Annotated in this window: 18 protein-coding genes; 4 read left to right on the forward strand and 14 right to left on the reverse strand. The window is 70.9% G+C overall.

What is annotated here, in order from left to right; all coding sequences use genetic code 11:
* Positions 1 to 155 precede the first annotated feature (155 nt).
* From ACEN9J_RS07535 to glp, 3 genes are all read left to right on the forward strand, one after another.
* A complete protein-coding gene (locus tag ACEN9J_RS07535; RefSeq protein WP_413763717.1) occupies positions 156 to 863 on the forward strand; it encodes a hypothetical protein in 708 nt (235 codons plus the stop codon).
* Between the two features lie 113 nt (positions 864 to 976).
* A complete protein-coding gene (gene moaA / locus ACEN9J_RS07540) occupies positions 977 to 2122 on the forward strand; it encodes a GTP 3',8-cyclase MoaA (protein WP_057592516.1) in 1146 nt (381 codons plus the stop codon).
* A gap of 8 nt (positions 2123 to 2130) precedes the next feature.
* The gene (gene glp / locus ACEN9J_RS07545) at positions 2131 to 3444 is read left to right on the forward strand and encodes a gephyrin-like molybdotransferase Glp (protein ID WP_413764552.1); all 1314 of its coding nucleotides are present in this window, start codon (positions 2131 to 2133) and stop codon (positions 3442 to 3444) included.
* 1 nt (position 3445) lies between these two features.
* Here glp and ACEN9J_RS07550 read toward each other — a convergent pair whose 3' ends face one another.
* The 3 genes from ACEN9J_RS07550 to ACEN9J_RS07560 are packed head-to-tail and all read right to left on the reverse strand — an operon-like array spanning position 3446 to position 6957.
* Positions 3446 to 4423: a Bug family tripartite tricarboxylate transporter substrate binding protein gene (locus ACEN9J_RS07550; protein WP_413763718.1), complete on the reverse strand. Its 978-nt coding sequence runs from the start codon at positions 4421 to 4423 to the stop codon at positions 3446 to 3448.
* A gap of 43 nt (positions 4424 to 4466) precedes the next feature.
* A complete protein-coding gene (locus ACEN9J_RS07555) occupies positions 4467 to 5720 on the reverse strand; it encodes a DUF1254 domain-containing protein (protein ID WP_413763719.1) in 1254 nt (417 codons plus the stop codon).
* Positions 5721 to 5745: 25 nt separating this feature from the next.
* Positions 5746 to 6957 (reverse strand): CaiB/BaiF CoA transferase family protein, encoded by a 1212-nt coding sequence (locus tag ACEN9J_RS07560; protein WP_413763720.1) that lies wholly within the window; start codon positions 6955 to 6957, stop codon positions 5746 to 5748.
* A 96-nt stretch (positions 6958 to 7053) separates the two neighbouring features.
* On the opposite strand from ACEN9J_RS07560, the gene ACEN9J_RS07565 reads away from it, so the two are divergent.
* Entirely contained in the window at positions 7054 to 8037 is a 984-nt protein-coding gene (locus ACEN9J_RS07565) for a LysR family transcriptional regulator (protein ID WP_296726006.1), read from the forward strand.
* A gap of 6 nt (positions 8038 to 8043) precedes the next feature.
* Here the strand turns inward: ACEN9J_RS07565 and ACEN9J_RS07570 are convergent, their stop codons facing one another.
* From ACEN9J_RS07570 to rnhA, 11 genes are all read right to left on the reverse strand, one after another.
* Positions 8044 to 9033: an acetamidase/formamidase family protein gene (locus ACEN9J_RS07570; protein ID WP_057592521.1), complete on the reverse strand. Its 990-nt coding sequence runs from the start codon at positions 9031 to 9033 to the stop codon at positions 8044 to 8046.
* 25 nt (positions 9034 to 9058) lie between these two features.
* On the reverse strand, positions 9059 to 9772 hold the full coding sequence (locus ACEN9J_RS07575) for an ABC transporter ATP-binding protein (protein ID WP_413763721.1): 714 nt from the start codon (positions 9770 to 9772) through the stop codon (positions 9059 to 9061).
* The gene (locus ACEN9J_RS07580) at positions 9759 to 10487 is read right to left on the reverse strand and encodes an ABC transporter ATP-binding protein (protein WP_413763722.1); all 729 of its coding nucleotides are present in this window, start codon (positions 10485 to 10487) and stop codon (positions 9759 to 9761) included. Before ACEN9J_RS07580 ends, ACEN9J_RS07575 begins: the two co-directional genes overlap by 14 nt.
* Positions 10484 to 11578, reverse strand: a complete 1095-nt coding sequence (locus ACEN9J_RS07585) for a branched-chain amino acid ABC transporter permease (protein WP_413763723.1) — start codon at positions 11576 to 11578, stop codon at positions 10484 to 10486. The genes ACEN9J_RS07580 and ACEN9J_RS07585 overlap by 4 nt, the downstream gene beginning before the upstream one ends.
* A 33-nt stretch (positions 11579 to 11611) precedes the next feature.
* Positions 11612 to 12478 (reverse strand): ABC transporter permease subunit, encoded by an 867-nt coding sequence (locus ACEN9J_RS07590; protein WP_057592524.1) that lies wholly within the window; start codon positions 12476 to 12478, stop codon positions 11612 to 11614.
* Between the two features lie 38 nt (positions 12479 to 12516).
* Entirely contained in the window at positions 12517 to 13740 is a 1224-nt protein-coding gene (locus tag ACEN9J_RS07595; RefSeq protein ID WP_057592525.1) for an urea ABC transporter substrate-binding protein, read from the reverse strand.
* 65 nt (positions 13741 to 13805) lie between these two features.
* Positions 13806 to 15206, reverse strand: coding sequence for an amidase (locus ACEN9J_RS07600; RefSeq protein WP_413763724.1), 1401 nt, complete (start codon positions 15204 to 15206; stop codon positions 13806 to 13808).
* A 150-nt stretch (positions 15207 to 15356) separates the two neighbouring features.
* On the reverse strand, positions 15357 to 16769 hold the full coding sequence (locus ACEN9J_RS07605) for an amidase (RefSeq protein ID WP_413763725.1): 1413 nt from the start codon (positions 16767 to 16769) through the stop codon (positions 15357 to 15359).
* Between the two features lie 61 nt (positions 16770 to 16830).
* Positions 16831 to 17070 (reverse strand): hypothetical protein, encoded by a 240-nt coding sequence (locus tag ACEN9J_RS07610; protein WP_093341346.1) that lies wholly within the window; start codon positions 17068 to 17070, stop codon positions 16831 to 16833.
* Between the two features lie 124 nt (positions 17071 to 17194).
* Positions 17195 to 18130 carry a helix-turn-helix domain-containing protein gene (locus ACEN9J_RS07615; protein ID WP_413763726.1) on the reverse strand — a complete coding sequence of 312 codons (936 nt, stop codon included), beginning with the start codon at positions 18128 to 18130 and terminating at the stop codon, positions 17195 to 17197.
* 158 nt (positions 18131 to 18288) lie between these two features.
* Entirely contained in the window at positions 18289 to 18738 is a 450-nt protein-coding gene (rnhA, locus tag ACEN9J_RS07620) for a ribonuclease HI (protein ID WP_057594204.1), read from the reverse strand.
* Positions 18739 to 18756: the final 18 nt, after the last annotated feature.

Consider the following 18756-nt stretch of genomic DNA (forward strand, 5'->3'; position numbering starts at 1 on the left):
TTGCGTCGTCCATTCGCTACGTACTCAGGCTCACAAATGATAATTGTTCGCATTGTCTATGTCCAGACAGGCTGCATGGAAATGGCGAGAACCCGCCAGGCGGGGCGCGGCCGATACACTGGCCGGGCCGTCGCCGCCTGCGCAAAGAACTCCCGATGAACGCTCCTCGCTCCCTGCCCTTCGTCCGCCTCCTCCCCGTGCTCGCGCTCGCCGCCGCCGGCCTCGCCCGCGCCGAGTTCGCCTCGCCGCCGCCCGGCGAATACATCTACCAGGGCGGCAACGGCGCGCTGCGCATCAAGCCCAACGGCCACTTCGACATCACCACCATCGGCGCCAACGCCCACACCTGCGCACTCGACGGCACGCTGGCGCGCGGCACGGCGAAGCTCGACGACTCGAGCTGCGTGGTGAACTTCAGCGTCGACGGCGGCACCGTCAAGGTCGGCACCAACGGCGCCGACCAGTGCCGCGACAACTGCGGCGCCCGCGCCACCTTCGAGGGCACCTACACGCGGCCGGCCCCGGCCTGCACCGACCGCGCCGTGGCCACCTCGCGCCAGGGCTTCAAGCGCCGCTACGACGCGCGCGACTACGCCGCCGCCCTCACCACGCTGGCACCGGTGCTCACCGAATGCGACAAGACCCTGGACTGGATCAGCAAGGGCTGGATGCGCAACGACCTCGCGCTGACCCAGTACAAGCTCGGCGACCGCACCGCCTGCCTGCAGACCCTGGCGCCGCTGGCCGAGAGCGCGGGCAAGAGCGACGAGAAGATCCAGGAGGAGTACCCGCCGGCCGACGCCGAGATCTACCTGCCCGTGGTGCGCGCCACCCGCACCAACCTCAAGCTCTGCCGCGGCTGAACCGGCCCCGAATCGCCGAAGCTTGACCGCGGGCAAGGTCCGCGGCGGCGCGATCCAGTAGCCTGCGCGGCACGGGCCCTTGGCCCATGGCGCAAAATCGGAGCTTCCGCCCCATGAACAACCGCAGCAGCCACAGCACCGTCATCCCGATCGCCGAGATCGGCCGCCAGCGCGCGGCCCTCGCCGTGCCCGGGATCGCGCTGCCCGCCACCGGCGCGCTGCACGACCGCCTGGGCCGGCCGCTGACCGACCTGCGCATCAGCGTGACCGACCGCTGCAACTTCCGCTGCAGCTACTGCATGCCGAAGGACGTGTTCGACAAGGACTACCAGTACCTGCCGCACAGCGCGCTGCTGAGCTTCGAGGAGATCACGCGGCTGGCGCGCCAGTTCGCCGCGCACGGCGTGCGCAAGATCCGGCTGACCGGCGGCGAGCCGCTGCTGCGCAAGAACATCGAGGGCCTGATCGAGCAACTGGCCGCGCTGCGCACGCCCGCGGGCGAACCGCTCGAGCTCACCCTCACCACCAACGGCTCGCTGCTCAAGCGCAAGGCCGCCGCGCTCAAGGCCGCCGGCCTGCAGCGCGTGACCGTCAGCCTCGACAGCCTCGACGACGCCGTGTTCCGCCACATGAACGACGTCGACTTTCCCGTCGCCGACGTGCTGGCCGGCATCGAGGCCGCGCATGCCGCGGGCCTGGGCCCGATCAAGGTCAACATGGTGGTCAAGCGCGGCACCAACGAGCAGGAGATCCTGCCGATGGCGCGCCACTTCCGCGACCGGCTCGACGGCCGGGTCGTGCTGCGCTTCATCGAGTACATGGACGTCGGCGCCACCAACGGCTGGCGCATGGACGAGGTGCTGCCCTCGGCCGAGGTCGTCGCGCGCATCGGCGCCGAATTCCCGCTGCGCCCGCTCGAGGCCAGCGTGGCCGGCGAGACCGCCCAGCGCTGGGCCTATGCCGACGGCCGCGGCGAGATCGGCGTCATCAGCAGCGTCACGCAGGCCTTCTGCCGCGACTGCAGCCGCGCGCGGCTGTCGACCGAGGGCAAGCTCTACCTGTGCCTGTTCGCGAGCGCCGGCCACGACCTGCGCCCGCTGCTGCGCGGCGGCGCCAGCGACGAGGAGATCGCCTCAGCCATCGGCCATGTCTGGCAGGGCCGCGCCGACCGCTACTCGGAATTGCGCGCGCTGCGCGGCCCCGACGACGGCGGCGCCCAGGCGCAGCGCCGCGTCGAGATGAGCTACATCGGCGGATGAGCGCATCGATGGGCCGCATCGCCGACATCGCCGCCGGCCTCGCCTGCCACGACCCCCAGGACCTCGGCGTCGACGGCGTGCGCAGCTTCATCGAGCGGCTGGTCGAGGGCGCCGTCGTCGCGCAGCGCGAGCAGCTCGGCCTGCGCCAGGCGCTCGGCCGGGTGCTGGCCGAGGACATCGTCTCGCCCGTCAGCGTGCCGCCGCACGACAACTCCGCCATGGACGGCTTCGCCTTCGACGGCGCGCTGCTGCGCGACGACGCGCCCAGCGATGCCTCGGTCTCACTGCGCATCGTCGGTACCGCGCTGGCCGGTGCCACCTGGCGCGGCGCGCTGGCCGCGGGCGACGCGGTGCGCATCATGACCGGTGCCGTCATGCCCGCCGGGCTCGACACCGTGATCCCGCAGGAGTTCTGCCGCGTCGAGGACGATCGCCTGAGCTTCCCCGCGCGCGTGGTGCGCCGCGGCGACAACCGCCGCCTCACGGGCGAGGACCTGATGCAGGGCCAGCCCGCGCTGCGGCGCGGCCAGCGGCTGTCGCCGGCCGCGCTCGGCATGGTCGCGAGCCTGGGCCTGACCGGCGTGCCGGTGCTGCGGCGGCTGCGCGTGGCCTGCCTGTCGACCGGCGACGAGATCCTCGAGGTCGGCGACGCGCCGCGCGAGGGCGCCGTCTACGACAGCAACCGCTACACCGTCACCGCCCTGCTCGAGCGGCTGGGCTGCGAGGTGATCGATCTCGGCCTGGTGCGCGACGATCCCGCCTCGCTGGCGGCGGCCGTGCAGCGCGCGGCGCGCGAGGCCGATGCCATCGTCACCAGCGGCGGCGTCAGCGCCGGCGCGGCCGACCACACGCGCGACGTGATGCAGCAGCTCGGCGACATCGCCTTCTGGCGCGTCGCGATGCGCCCGGGCCGGCCGATGGCCGTGGGCCTGATCCCGCGCGAGCCCCAGGGCCACGAAGCGGCCGTGCTGTTCGGCCTGCCCGGCAATCCCGTGGCCGTGATGGTCACCTTCCTCGCCTTCGTGCGGCCCGCGCTGCTGCGCATGATGGGCTGCCATGCCGCGGCCGCCGCGCACCCGCCGCTGCTGCGCGCGCGCAGCCTCGGGCCGATCCGCAAGAAGCCGGGCCGCACCGAGTACCAGCGCGGCTTCGTGCAGTCGGTGCCCGGCGCGCTGCCCGAGGTGCGGGTGGCGGGCAACCAGGGCTCGGGCGTGCTCAGTTCGATGGTCGAGGCCAACGGGCTCGTGGTGCTGCACCACGACCAGGGCCCGGTGGCGGCGGGCGACGAGGTCGACGTGATGATGTTCGACGGCGTGGTCTAGCTCACTCGGCCGTGATGTTCGCGGCCTTGATGATCTGGGCCCACTTGCGCGTCTCGCTGCCGATGAACGCGCTGAACTCGGCGGCGCTGCCGCCACGCAGTTGCAGTCCCGCGGCCTCGGCCTTGCGGCGCACGTCCGCGTCGGCCACGGCGGCGTTGATCTCGGCATTGAGCCGCTCGACCACCGCCGCCGGCGTGCCCGCGGGCGCCAGCATGCCGTACCAGCCGTAGCCCACGACCGAGGGCAGGCCCTGTTCGCGCAGCGTGGGCGCATCGGGGTACAGCGGCGAACGCTCCTCGTTGGCCACGCCCAGCACCCGCAGCTTGCCGGCCTGGATGTGCGGCACCGCGGTCGAGATGGCGGTCAGCGTGGCGTCGATGCGCCCGGCCAGCAGCTCGGTGTAGGCCGGTGCGTCGCCGCGGTACTGCACCACCACGCCCTTGGCGCCCGCGGCGCGCAGCAGCAGCTCGGCCGTCAGGTGCGGCGCGGAGCCCGCGCCCGGCGAGCCGAAGGTGGCGCCACCGGGCTGCGCCTTCGCATGCTTCACGAATTCCGCCAGCGTGCGATATGGCGCCTGGGCATTGACCACCAGGAACAGCGGGGCGATCGCGGTGCTGGCGATGGCGGCGAAGCTCCTGTGCACGTCGTACGGCAGGTCCTTGTACAGCGCCTCGCCGATGGCGATCGGCGCGGCCGCATGCAGCAGCGTGTAGCCGTCGGGCGGCGCCTTGGCCACGAAGTCGTTGGCGATGCGCGTGCCCGCGCCCGCCTTGTTCTCGACCACGATGCCCTGGCCCAGCCGGCGTCCGAGGAAGTCGCCGAGCACGCGCGTGAGGATGTCGTTGGAGCCGCCCGCGCCGTAGGGCGAGATCATGCGGATCGGCCGCGCGGGCCAGGCCTGCGCGGAAGCCGGCGCGCTCCAGGGCAGCGCCAGGCCGGCGGCCACGGCGAGAAGGTGGCGGCGATTCAAGGTCGTCATGCGTGTCGTCTCCATTTTTTTAAGTGTGTTCGTTCGTCGAGTCTCAGGCCTGCCGGATCGGCGGATAGTCGAAGCGCAGCGCCAGGTGGTCGGCATGCGGCTGGTAGAGCCGCAGCACGACATAGAAGCGCTCGTCGCGCGGCGCCGGCAGCCAGTTCGCGCCCGGCCCCGGATCGTCGGCCTGCAGCCGGATCGCGAGGCTGCCGTCGGCCTCGTGGCGCAGGCCTGGCGTGCGGTCGCCGATCGAGTAGCGCGCGATCGGGTTGGCCACGAACAGGCAGTCGCTGCGCCGGTACATCGTGAGCGACCAGAAGGCGCCCACCTTCGGGGCCCGGCCCGTCGCGAAGCGCAGCTCGTAGCGCCGCGATCCGTCGAGCGGCTCGCCCCGCGCGTCGACCTCCGCCGTCGGGTACATCGCCTCGTCGATGCCGAGCGCACCGATGAAGTTGCGCGCGATGCGGGAGCGCGTCAGCAGATCGTCGCCCCAGTGCGTGCGCACCATGACCGGGATGGCCCAGCCGCCGCCCAGGTCGTGCGGCTGGCCGGCGTTGCGCAGGCCTTCGTAGACGGCCGGCAGCGCGGCCTCGAGCGCACCGGCCGCGGGCGGCCATGCGAGCCGCTCGCCCTCGGGCACGGGATTGCGCCGCAGCGCGGCGTCCACGACCTGGCGATACAGGTCGGGCGCGGGAATGCGCGTGTCGCGGCCGTCGAGCACGGTGTCCACGCGCATCGCCGCGTCGGTGCCATCGAGTCGCACGAGCCGCAAGCCCGCCTGCAGCGCGCGCACGCGCTCGGCATCGGCGCCGTCGTCCTCCACGAGGATGCGGCCGATCAGCCAGACGTCCTCGCCGGCCGCGCGGATCGTGTGCGTGATGCCCGCGGGCACGGTGCCGTGCCAGCCCGGCCCATGGACAAGCGTGCGCTGCGCCCGGTTGCCGGTGGTGCGCCGCCCCACGTAGGCGAAGGGGTTGGTCCAGGCATCGAGCAGCCCCAGCGTCCAGTAGCGCTCGCCCATGTCGGGCGACTCGATGACCACCGGTCCCTCGGAAAGATCGAGCCAGGCGTTGCTGTAGACGGTGTCGTTGTTCGGGCTCACCACCTCCCGGTCCTCCGGCCCCAGGCGGCGGTGCGTGTGGGTGAACTGGTTGACCCAGCGCATCCCGGTGCCGGGCTCCGTCGCGGCGAAGCCCAGCCGCGGATGGCGGCGCGCGGTGGTCGCGGCGCGCATGCGCATCATCTCGAACAGCGGCAGCGTCTGGACGACGGCGGCTTCGCCTTCTTGCGTGAACGTGTCCATGGCGTTTTCCTCTCTCATCCGGCGCTCAGGCCACGGCGCCGTCGCGGCGCAGCTCGGCGATTTCCTGCGCGCCGAAGCCCAGCGCGCCCAGCACCTCGTCGGTGTCGGCGCCGCAGGCGGACGCGGCGCGCGGCCGGGCGCGCGGCGCCTCGCCCAGGCTGTAGGGCAGCGCCAGCGAGGGGTAGCGGCTGCCGTCGGCCGCGACCGCGTCGACCAGCATGCCGCTGGCCTGCACGTCCTCGCTGTCGAGCACCTGCCGGTAGCTGCGCACCGCGCCGACGACGATCTGGTTGCGGCTCAGCAGCGCCACGCACTCCTCGCTCGTGAACGCGGACAGGCATTCGCGCAGCACCGCGCGCAGTTCGGTGCGATGCCGCACGCGCAGGGCGTTGCTGCGAAAGCGCGGATCGTCCGCGAGCGCCTCGCGCCCCACGACGCGGCAGAAGCGCGCCCAGTGCTCGTCCGCATAGGCCGACAGCACGATGTGTCCGTCGCGCGTGGGCACCACCTCCGCGGCCGGCGCGTTGTTCGGCTGGCCGTCGCCGATGCGCGTCGGCTCGGGCGCGCCGCCCAGGTAGTCGCACCAGGTGGTGGCCTGCAGGTGCAGCGCCACCTCGAGCAGCGAGGTGCGCAGCGTCTCGCCCCGGCCGGTGCGCGTGCGCCCATAGAGCGCCGCCAGCACCGCCTGCGCGCCCAGGTGCCCCGCGGCCGCGTCGATGACCGGCACGCCCACCTTCTGCGGCAGCCGGTCCGGCTCGCCCGTCACCGACATCAGCCCGCTCTCGGCCTGCGCGGCCACGTCGTAGCCGGGACGCGCGCTCGAGGGCCCGCGGTTGCCGAAGCCCGAGATCGAGAGGTAGATCAGCTTCGGGAAGCGCTCGCGCACCGGCTCCGGCCCGAAGCCCAGGGCTTCCACCGCCCCCGGGCGCAGGTTCTGGATCAGCACGTCGCTGCCCTCGATCAGCCGCCACGCGACCGCGCACCCGGCCTCGCTCTTGAGGTCGAGCGCGATCGAGCGCTTGCCGCGGCTGTAGGCCCGGATCATCGACTCGCCGTAGCGCCCGATGTGGCGCGCCTGGTCGCCCGCGATCGGCTCGATCTTCACCACCTCGGCGCCCAACTCGGCCAGCACCATCGCCGCGCCCGGGCCGGCGATGTACTGCCCCATGTCGATCACGCGTACGCCCGAAAGCGGTGCCGCCGGACCGGTTGTCTCTGTCGTTGTCTCGGTATTCATCGGCCCGGACCTTATCCCCTTCCCCTATTCTTGAAAATTCGATAATCGTGAGGGAGCGATCACGATCAGCTATCGCCTCCGACACCGGGACCGCCCATGGACGCCAAGACCCACCATCTCGTGCGCAAGCTTCGCCTGAGGCACCTCGAACTGCTCGCCGCGCTCTCCGAGACCGCCACCATGCGCGGCGCGGCGGCGCGGCTGCACCTGAGCCAGCCCGCGATCAGCAAGATGCTCGGCGAGATCGAGGGCTGCTTCGGCGCGCGGCTGTTCGAGCGCAGCCACCAGGGCATTCACGCCAACGCGCTGGGCGCGAGCGCGGTGTTCCGCGCGCGGGCGGTGCTCAACGAACTCTCGCGTGCCACCGAGGACGTCGACGCGCTGCAGGGCGGCGCCGCGGCGGTGCTGCGGGTCGGCGCGCCCTCCGTCACCGCCACCATTCCGGCCGCCATCGCCGAGCTGCGCCGGCGGCTGCCGGGCGCCGCCGTGCTGCTGCGCGAGGGCCGCGTCCACGAACTGATCGAGCGGCTGCTCGAGGGCGAGCTCGACTGCGTCTTCGGCGCCATCACGCCCGAGCTGTCCGCGAGCGACATCGCGCCGCGGCTCGAGCCCGTGGTGTTGCTCGAGGACGAACTCTGCGTGCTCGCATCCACCGCTCACCCCGGCAACGACGACGGCGCCCGGCGCAAGCTGCGCTGGGCCGACCTGGCCCAGTCTTCCTGGGTGCTGCCGCCGCGCGAGACGCTGGTGCGGCAGGCCTTCATGACGGCCTTCCTCAACGATGGCGCGACGCCGCCGATGCCGGTCGTCGAGGCCCTGTCGTCGGTGACGGTCGGCGCGGTGCTGCGGCGCGATCCGTCGCTGCTGTGCGCGGTGCGGCTGGAGCATGCGATCGACGAGATCGCGCGCGGCGGCGTGCGCCGGCTCGCCATCGCGCCGAAGGTGAGCCTGCCGTCCTTCGGGCTGTTCTTCCGCCGCGACGGCATGGAGCGCCCGCCGATCCTGGCCGAGTTCGCCGAGGCGGTGCGGCGCGCGGCCGCGACGATGGCGCCGAGGCGGCGCGCCAGGCCCGCGGCCTGAGGGGACTCAGGGCGCCAGATACTCCTTCGAGATCCCCGCCCCCACCGTGTACTTCGGATCCACGAAGTTGCCCAGCCGCACCTTGCCGCACTGGCTCAGCATCATGTAGGCGTCCCAGCGGTCGTAGCCGTACTCGGCCTCCATCCACAGCACCAGTTCCTTGTAGGCGATGCGGGTGGCGTCCTCGAGCGGGCGCGCGCTGCCGATGGCCATGATCATGGCCTCGGTCTCCAGCCGCGGCCACTCGAGCTTCCAGCCCTTGATCAGGTCGACGCGGATGGTCGTGAGGCTCGGGTACTCGACCGCGGTGCCGCAGACCTCGCCGTCGCCCTGGCAGGCATGGGCGTCGCCGATGAACAGCCGCCCGCCCGGCGTGCGCACCGGCAGGTAGGTGATGCTGCCCGGGCCCATGTCGGGCAGGTCCATGTTGCCGCCGTGCTGGTCGGGCGTGAGGCTGTTGATGGAATCGAGCTCGGGCGAGCAGCTCAGGGTGCCGATGTGCGGGCGGTACGGCAGCGTGACGCGCTTGCTCCAGTACACGCCCTCCTCGTCCACGTCGATCTTGCGCACGGTCTCGGGCAGCGGCTGGTTCAGCAGCGCGGTGAAGGCGGTGCCGCTCAGCGCGCCGAAGTCCGGGATCATGCAGCAGGTGCCGCGCGGATTCGGACCGCGCGGCGCCATCGATTCGATGTGCACCGCGATCGCGTCGCCGGGCTCGGCGCCCTCGACCATGATCGGGCCGTTCTGCGGATTGACGAAGGGCATGGTCAGCACCTTCGAGGGCAGGTCCTGCTCGGTCCTGACCTTGCCGTCGAAGGCATCGCGCGTCTCGACCACGATGCGGTCGCCGGGCTTCACCGTCAGCACGGGCTGGGTGTAGGGACCGATGGTGAAGTGGTAGGTGCCCTGCTTCGCCTCGGTGAGTTCGTGGGTGGCCACGCTGCGCGCACGGCCCTCGCCGCGCGTCTGCATGATCGATCGTTCGAGCCAGCTCATGGAATGGGTCTCCTTGTGGGTTGCTTCACAGCGAGAGGTGCTCGCGCACCGCCTGCGCGTTCATGGCGCCGGGCTCGATGCGCCCGACGATGCGGCCCTTCTCCATCACGTAGGCGCGCTCGCCCACGTCGAGGATGGTGTCGAGGTTCTGCTCGACGAACAGGATGGTGGTGCCGAGGTCGCGGCGGATCGCGCGCAGCACGTCGCAGATCAGCTGCACGATCGAGGGCTGGATGCCCTCCGAGGGTTCGTCGAGCAGCATCAGCGCCGGGTTGCCCACCAGCGCGCGGCCGATGGCGAGCTGCTGCTGCTCGCCGCCCGACATGGTGCCGGCGAGCTGGTCGCGGCGCTCGGCCAGGCGCGGGAAGTACTGGTAGACCAGCTCGGGCTGCTTCTTGCCGCGCGGGCCGCCGATCAGTTCGCCCACCATCAGGTTCTCGGCCACCGTCATGCGCGGGAACACCTCGCGCCCCTGCGGCACATAGCCGATGCCCAGCCGCGCGCGCGCATCGCTGGACAGGGTCTCGATGTCGCGCCCCAGGAAGCGGACGCCGCCGCCGCGCGTGCGCAACAGGCCCATCAGGCAGCGCATGGTGGTGGTCTTGCCCACGCCGTTGCGCCCGATCAGCGCCACGATCTCGCCCTTGCCCACCGCCAGGTCGACGCCCTGGAGGATCGGCGTGGCGCCATAGCCGGCCTGCAGGCCGCGGATCTCGAGCACGGTCTCAGTGGTGTTCATGCGTCTTCCCCAGGTAGATCTCGGCCACGCGCGGATCGGCGATCACCTCGGCGATCGAGCCCTCGGCGAACACCTTGCCGAAGTGCAGCACGGTCACGCGCTGCGCGATCTGGCGGATGAAGGCCATGTCGTGCTCGACCACCAGCACCGTCATGCCCTCGGCATTGAGCTTCTGGATCAGCTCGCCGGTCTTGAAGGTCTCCTCGGGCGACAGCCCGGCCGTGGGCTCGTCCATCAGCAGCAGCACCGGCTTGAGCGCCAGCGCCATGCCGATCTCCAGCCACTGCTGCTGGCCGTGCGCCAGCTCGCCCGCGGGCTTGTCGGCATCGGCCGCGAGGTCCAGCAGCTCGAGCAGCCGGTCCTCCTCGCGCCGCAGCTCGGCCAGCCGCGCATGGTGCTGCAGCGCGATGTGGATGTTCTGCCGCACTGGCAGCTCGCGGAACACGCTGGGCGCCTGCATCTTGATGCTCATGCCCTGCTGCACGCGCTGATAGGGCCGCTCGTCCGTCACCTCGCGGCCCTGGAACTCGATGCGGCCCTCGCTGGCCTCGTGGGTGCCGACGATCAGCTTGAACAGCGTGCTCTTGCCCGCGCCGTTGGGCCCGATCAGGCAATGGATCTCGCCGCGGCGCACCGAGAGGTCGACCTCCGACACGGCCGCATGGCCGCCGAAGCGCTTCGACAGGCCGTGGGTCTGCAACAAGACCTCGGTCATGCGCGCACCTCCGCGGTCGTGGCTTCGGGCAGCTTCGACGGCGCCGCGGCCTTGGGTGCACCGCGCCGCGCGAACAGCCGCCGCACCGCGTTCGCCACGCCGATCACGAAGCCCTGCGGCGCCACCATCACGGTGCACAGCAGCATCGCGCCCATCAGCAGCAGCGCCGCCTGCTGGCTGTAGACCGTCAGCGCCTGGAAGGCCCAGAGCACCAGGAACGAACCGACCAGCGTGGCCGTGATGTCGCCACGGCCCGAGAACGCGACCCAGACGATCGGCATCGCCGCGGCCGGCAGGCCGATGCTCGCGGGCGTGATGAACTGGCCCCAGGAGGTGTAGAGCACGCCGCTCAGGCCCGCCAGCGCGGAGCCGATCACGAAGGTGGCGAGCTGGTACTTGCGCACGTCGTAGCCGAGCAGCTCGGCGCGCTGCGGGTCCTCGCGCACCGCCACCACCACGTTGCCGAAGCGCGAGTTCAGCAGGATGCGCAGGCCCAGGTAGACCACGAGGATCAGCGCCACCACCAGGTAGTACAGCGCCACGCCCTCGAAGAACAGCGGCTCGCCGCCGAACCACGGGATGTTCAGCGGCGCCATGTCCTTCATGCCGTTGAAGCCGTTGAGCCGCGCGTTGCCGATGTGCCATTCGGGCCCGGCCGTCTGGCCGAGGAAGAAGGCCAGCACCAGCGTGGCCGACAAGGTGACGATGCCGAAGAACACGCCGCCCACGCGGCCCCAGATCATGAAGTAGCCGAGCACCGCCGCCGCCAGCGCGGCCAGGCCGAGGGCCAGCGCCAGCGCGAGGAAGGTGGTGCCCGACTCGCCGCCCAGGTTGGTGGCCAGCACGCCGTAGCCGTAGCCGGCCACGCCGAAGAAGAAGGTCTGGCCGAAGGACAGCATGCCGCCGTAGCCCCAGACCAGGCACAGGCCCATGGCCATGAAGGTCCAGGTCAGCAGGTACGCCATGTTGCCGACGTCGTAGGAATCGGCGACGGCCGGGTACGCGAGCACCAGGACCAGCACGGCGAGGAAGGGAAGCCAGAAGACGCGGCTGGCACCCAGCGTCTGCGGCCCGTTGATGAGTTGGAACATGCGAGAAGGACTCCGTGCAGGGGAAGACGCCGTTCAGCGGGTGCGCCGGGCCAGCCAGCCCGACACCCCTTCGGGCAGGATGCGGATCACCACGATCACCGCCAGCAGCATTCCGATCTGGCCCACGATCTGGCCGCCCCAGCCGTTGAGGCCGGTGCGGATGACCGCGAGCAGGATGCCGGCCGGCGCGGTGCCCAGCAGCACGTTGGCGCCGCCCACCACCACCGTGACGAAGCTCTCGACCAGGAAGGCCGCGCCCATGGTCGGGATCAGGGTCATGGTCGGCGCATAGAGCGCGCCGCACAGCCCCGCGAGACCGGCGCCGATGCCGAAGCTCAGCGCGTACACGCGGCCCACGCGCACGCCGGTGGCCTGCGCGATCGAGGCGTTCTGCATGGTGGCGCGCGCATGCACGCCGAAGCGGGTGCGCATGAAGACCAGGTAGATGCCGCCGAGCACCGCCACCGCGGCCGCGAACAGCACCAGCCGGTAGACCGAGAAGCTGTAGCCGCCCACGCTGAAGCTGCCTTCGGGCGTGCCCACGCCCGCGAGCGTGGAGCCGAACACCAGCAGCATGCCCTGCGTGACGATCAGGCTCAGGCCGAAGGTGGCGAGCAGCGAGTCGAGCGGCCGCTTGTAGAGCTTGCGCACCAGGCTCCACTCCACGGCCATGCCGATCAGGCCGGCCGCGAGCGTGCCGCACAGCTGCGCGAGCGGCAGCGGCAGCCCGCCGTGCACCAGGCCCACGGTGACGTAGGCGCCGCACATGATGAACTCGCCGTGCGCCATGTTGATCACGCCCATCATCCCGAACACCACGGCCAGGCCGGCCGCCGAGAGGATGAGGAACGCGAACACGTCGGCGAACTGGTAGAGGAAGGAGAAGATTTCGGCGAACACCGCGGCTCCCGGTCAGTGGCTGGCTGCTGCAAACGCGCTCAGGACTTCTTCGGCAGGTCCGAGGGCGTGTACTGCTTGCGGTCGTTCTTCTTCGTCAGGTCGCAGCCGATCTGGCCGAGCCAGTAGGGCTGGATGGTCCCGTAGTCCTTGAGCACCTTCACCGCATGCTTGTCGTCGACCGAGATCAGCCGCATCTGGTGCGACACGTGCTGGCTCTTGGGATCGATGCAGACCTTGCCCTCGGCGGCCTCGATGCAGGCGTCGCCGGCGGCGATCACCTTGCGCAGGTCGGCCAGCTTGGTCGACTTGGCCTTCTCGACCAGCGTCTTGTACATGTAGAGCGCGTTGTAGGCGTTGTAGCCCATGTCGTTGATGTAGGGCTCGTTCGGGAACTTGGCATGCCAGCGCTTCTTGAACTCGGTGGCCGCGGGCGTGTCGATCTCCTCGAACCAGTTGGCCGTGGCATGCATGCGGTTGAGCGCGGGCGGCGCGAAGCGCTTGTGCTCGAAGCCCAGCATCACCTTCACCGACGAGCCCATCGGCAGGTTCAGCTTGGCGGCCGCGGCCTGCTCGAAGAAGGAGTCCTGCGCCGCACCCACGTTGAGCATCAGCAGCCAGTCGGGCTTGGCCTTCTGGATGTTCTGGATCGTCTGCGCGAACTGCGACACGCCCAGCGGGATGAACTCCTCGCCCACCACGGTGCCGCCCAGGTCCTTGAGGATGGTGCGGTTCCACTCGGCGGAGATCTGGCCGAAGTTGTAGTCGGCCGCCACCACGTAGACCTTCTTGCCGAAGGTCTGGACCATGTAGGGGATCAGCGTGGAGAACTGCTGCTCGGGCACCGCGCCCATGCTGATCATGTTGGCGTCGCACACGCCGCCTTCGTACTGGTTGGTATAGAAGTACGGCGTCTGCGTGCGGTCGACGATCGGGCGCACCGCCTCGCGCGAGGCCGAGGTGATGCCGCCGATCAGCAGGTCGACCTTGTCCTTGCTCAGCAGGCGCCGCGTGAACTCCTGGTAACGCGCGTTGTCGCCCTGAGGATCGAGGTGGATCAGCTCGATCTGCCGGCCCATGATGCCGCCGGCCTTGTTGATCTCCTCCACGGCCAGCAGCGAGCCGTTGAGCTTGGGCTTGCCGAGCACGGCGAGGTCGCCCGAGACGTCTTCCATCAGGCCGATCTTCAGCGGATCGGCGGCCATCGCCGAGGTGGCCAGCGCCAGCGTGCAGCCCAGGGAGAGAAGCGCATTGCGTAGTGTCATGGTGGTGCTTTCGAGGGAAGAGAAAAAGAACGAGGGAGAACGAAGGAATGGGAAGCCCGCGGCGCTCACAGCGCGGGATGGCGGCGGTGCCAGTCGGTGAGCTGCTGGAAGGCCGCGCCGGCGCGCACCAGCAGCGCCTCGTCGAAGTGGCGCGACACGAACTGGAAGGCCACCGGCATGCCCGCGGGCGTGAAGCCGCCGGGCAGCGTGATCGTGGGGCTGCCGGTCATGTCGAACGGGCAGGTGTAGCGCAGCATCGCGGCCATCAGCTCGGCGTCGACGCCCATCTGCGCCATGCGCTCCATGGTCGGCGAAGCGATGCCGGTGGCCGGGATCAAGAGCAGGTCGATGTCCTCGAACATCGCGCGCACGCGGCCGCTGAAGTCGTGGCGGTGCAGCACGATCTTCTGGTAGTCGGTGCCGCTTTGCGCCAGCCCCAGCTCGATCAGGCCGGCCACGGCCGGGCCGTACATCTCCTTGCGCGCCGGATAGGTCTTCTCGTGCACCACCGCGGCCTCGATGCCGCACAGCGGGAACCAGTCGGCCAGCGCCTGCGCCGGATCGGGAAAGCGCACCTCGCGCAGTTCGCCGCCCAGCGTCTTCACCGCGGCGACGGCGGCATCGAAGACCTCGCGCGTCGGCGCGTCCACGCCCTCGGTGGCCCAGCGCAGGTCGATGCCCACGCGCAGGCCGGCCAGGCCCTTGCCGATGTCGGCCAGGTAGTCGGGCACCGGCAGCAGGCTGGCGGTGGGATCGTTCGCGTCGGCGCCCGCGATGGCGCCGAGCATCGCGCCCGCATCGGCGGCGCTGCGCGTCATCGGGCCGATGTGGTCGAGCGTGGCGGCGAGCTCGAAGGCGCCGTGGCGGCTCACGCGGCCCCAGGTCGGCTTCAGGCCGGTGAGGCCATTGGCAGCCGAGGGAAAGCGGATCGATCCTCCCGTGTCGGTGCCCAGCGAGCCGTAGCACAGGCCCGCCGCGGTGGCCACGCCCGAGCCGCTGGAGGACACGCCCGGCCAGTGCGCCGCGTTCCAAGGATTGACCGGCGGCGACACGCTCGGATGGTGGTCGGCATAGGCGCTCTCGGTGAGCTGCAGCTTGCCGAGGATCGGCGCACCGGCCTCGCGCAGCTTGCGCACCACGGTGCCGTCGACCTCGGGCACGAAGTCCTGGTAGAGCGTCATGCCGGCGGCCGTGGGCACGCCCGCGGTCCAGCACAGGTCCTTCACCGCCACCGGCACGCCGTGCAGCGGGCCGCGCGATTCGCCGCGCGCGATCTCGGCGTCGGCGCGTTTGGCCTCGGCCAGCGCCGAATCGGCCATCACGCGCACATAGCTGCGCAGGCCGCCGTCGACCTGCCCGATGCGATCGAGCTGGGCCTGCGTGACCTCGACGCTCGAGAGTTCCTTCGACTGGATCAGGCGGCCGACTTCGAGCAGTTCGAGGTAGTGCAGATCGGTGTTCGGCATGGTGTGGAGGCTCCGTTCGTTGGGGATGGAAAAGGGGTCGGCCTGTAGGAAGACGCCGACATCGAAGGTATAGAAGCGCCGCCTTCGCGGCTTGGCTCGCAGCGCCATCGCGATGTGCTGGCGCGGCCAGTCGTGGGTGGGTTGGCGCTTTCAGGCCAGCGCGGGCGCGCGGCGGTGGAAATCGGTGGCCTGCTGGAACGCATGGCCCGCGCGCAGCAGCGCGGCCTCGGCGAAGGGCCGGCCGATCAGCTGCATGCCGATCGGCAGGCCGTCGGGATCGAAGCCGCAGGGCACGTTGAGCGAGGGCAGGCCCGTGAGGCTGGCCACGCCGGTGAACTGCATGATCGCGGACAGCATGTCCTCGGGCCGGCCCGGCTCGATCTCCACGCTGGTTTCGCCGATGCGCGTGGCCGCGAAGGGCAGCGAGGGACAGACGAACACGTCGACCCGGCGGAAGGCCTCGAGGAACTCGGCGCGCAACAGCGCGCGGTAGCGCTGCGCCTGCAGGTAGTGGGTGGCCAGCAGCATCTCGCCGGCCTCGAGCAGGGTGCGCACGTCGTCGCCGTAGTCGCCGGGCCGCTCGCGCAGGCTGCGCTGGTGGTAGGTGCTGGGCTCGGCCGACTCGATGGTGAGCTGGGCCGAGATGTTGCCGTGGATGTGGCCGATGTCGACCTCGACCACCTGCGCGCCGAGTTCGACGAAGGCCGCGATCGCGGCCTGCACGGCGTCGTGCACCGGTGCCTGCAGATGCTCGAAGAAGTAGCCCGGCACGATGCCGATGCGCAGGTGGCGGCAGCCGCCCTCGAGGTCCTGCAGGTAGTCGTCCACCGCGCGCGGCGCGCTGGCCGCGTCCTTCGGATCGAAGCCCGCGATGGCGCCGAACATCAGCGCACAGTCCTCCACGCTGCGGGCCATCGGGCCCACCGTGTCCATGCTCCAGGCCAGCGGGATCACGCCGTGGTTGCTGACCCGGCCGTAGGTGGGCCGCAGCCCGACGATGCCGTTGATGGCCGAGGGCAGCCGGATCGAGCCGCCGGTGTCGGTGCCGATGGCGCCGAAGCACAGGCGCGCGGCCACCGCCACGGCCGAACCGCCGCTGGAGCCGGCCGGGAAGCGATCGGTGTCCCAGGGGTTGCGCACCGCGCCGTAGTGCGGGTTGGCCGAGGTGCCGCCCCAGGCGAACTCGTGCATGTTGGTCTTGCCGATGAAGACTGCGCCGGCCTGGCGCAACCGCGTGGCGACAGTGGCGTCGGCCTCGGGCACCCAGTCGGCCAGCAGCTTGCTGCCGGCCGTGGTGCGGCTGCCGCGCAGCGCGACGTTGTCCTTGAGCGCGAGCGGCACGCCATGCAGCGGGCCGAGCTCGTGGCCCGCTGCCGACAGCATCTCGGCCGCGCGCGCGACCTGCAGCGCCTGTTCCTCGAACACGGTGATGAAGGACCTGAGCACGTCGTCGTGGGCGCGGATGCGCGCGAGCGAGGCCTCGACCAGTTCCACCGGCGAGACCTTGCGCGCGCGCACCAGGCGCGCGGCTTCGGCCAAGCCCAGGTTCGCGATGTCGTTCATCGAAGTACCTCCGTGCTTCGCACTGCGGTGCGAGCTTGCTTGGGGCGGCCCGGCGCGGCGCTCATGCGCCCTCCTCCGGCAGCTCGTGCGCATGCGTGAAGGCCGTGACCGGCATCAGCGCCTGCCGCGCGGGATCGCTCATCTGCGCGCTGAGCGCATTGGCGGCGGGAATCCAGGCCTGCAGCACGGCATCGACCGCGGCCAGCCGCTCGGGGCTCAGGTCGAGGCCGGCGCAGCGCGCCAGCGCGGCGGTGTCGATCGCCGGCGGGGCATCGGAGGGGGCGGATGAGGGGGAAGGCATCGTCGTTTCCTTGCGTGAAGCGCCCGTCTGGGGGCTGGCTTCACGATAGGCAACGACGCGGTTCGCGGCTTGGCTGCGCCTGCCATCGCGATGGGCTGGAACCGCCAGCCACGGAGTGCCGCGCTCAGTGGCGGCGCAGCAGGGTCTGCGGCGTCACGCCGTAGGCCTTCTTGAACACGCGGCAGAAATGCGAGAGGTCGCTGAAGCCGTACTGGAACGCGGCCTGCGTGACCTGCCGCACCCGGCCTTCGCTGAGCGCCGCGTGGCTGGCCTCGAGCCGCTGCTTCCACAGGTGCTGGATCGGCGTGCTGCCGTATTCGGCGAACACGCGCGCCAGCGTGCGCGCCGACACGTGCTGCGCCGCGGCGATCTGCTCCACGTCGAGCTCGCAGTCGTCGAGGTGCGCGGCGATGTACTCGCGCGTGCGCTGGTAGAGCTGGGCATGCGAGGACAGCGCGGCCTCGGCGCCGTCGCTCTGCACCTGCAGCACGGCCGAGAGCATGTCGAGCATCGAACCCGCGAGGCTGGCCTCCATGGCCTCGCTGCCCGAGAGCTCGAGGCTCGCCGCCTCGCGGATCATGTGGCCGAGCAGCCGCGCCGTGGGATGGCCCTCGGCCAGGTGCATCGCCGTGAGGTTGTGGGCCTCGGGAAAACGGCACAGCAGTTGCCGGCGCGGAATGCGAACCAGCAGCGTGGACTCGGGCGCGAGGTCGAAGCTGAAGGGCCGCGCGGCGTCGTAGAGCACGATGTCGCCGTTGCGCTGCACCACTTCCCGCCCCGACTGCGAGAGCACGCCGTGGCCCGACACCATCAGGCTCAGCATGAAGTCCTCGTTGGGACCGCTGCGCAGGTGCTGGGCATCGCGCTCCCAGACATGGCGCGGCGAGGACATCTCGGCCAGCGCGAGCTTGCCGAGCGAGCGCAGCCGGAAGCGCGCGTTGAAATGCTCGCGGTCGGGCACCACGCTCTTGGCCGGGATCAGGTGCTGGCACACCACGTCGCTCCAGTATTCGAAGCGCTGGCCGTCGTCGACCGTGTCGGTGGAGTAGTCGAGGTGCATGCTGCGAGCGAAGGGTTGGAAACCATCTCTCGATGGCCGTCGCAACGCCTCAAGCAACATCCATGCCCTTGCCCGAGGCCTGCCCCGGGCACTCTAGCGCGCGAGGCGCGCTTCGCCCTGAGGGCTGACCCGTAGTCGCCGCGCGCTCAGCCGCCCGTTCAGCCGCGGCCGAGCGCCTTGTCCACGCCCTTGTTAGCCAGCATGTCGGCGCGCTCGTTGCCCGGGTCGCCCGAATGGCCCTTGACCCAGCGCCACTCGATGGCGTGGCCGCCCTCCTGCACCAGCTTGTCCAGCCGCTGCCAGAGCTCGACGTTCTTCACCGGCTGCTTGGTCGAGGTGAGCCAGCCCTTGGCCTTCCAGCCGCGGATCCACTCGGTGATGCCCTGGCGCACGTACTGGCTGTCGAGGTAGAGCGTGACCTTGCAGGGCCGCTTGAGCGCGGCCAGGCCTTCGATCACGGCCGTGAGCTCCATGCGGTTGTTGGTGGTGTTCAACTCGCCGCCGAACAGCTCCTTCTCGGTGGGGCCCGACTTGAGCCAGGCGCCCCAGCCCCCGGGGCCGGGATTGCCCTTGCAGGCACCATCGGTGTAGATCACGACTTCGTTCAAGCTCTCTGTTCCTTCATT

Origin of the sequence: Variovorax sp. Varisp41 (genome assembly GCF_047325085.1) — a bacterium.
In the GTDB taxonomy this organism is placed as follows: Bacteria; Pseudomonadota; Gammaproteobacteria; order Burkholderiales; family Burkholderiaceae_C; genus Variovorax.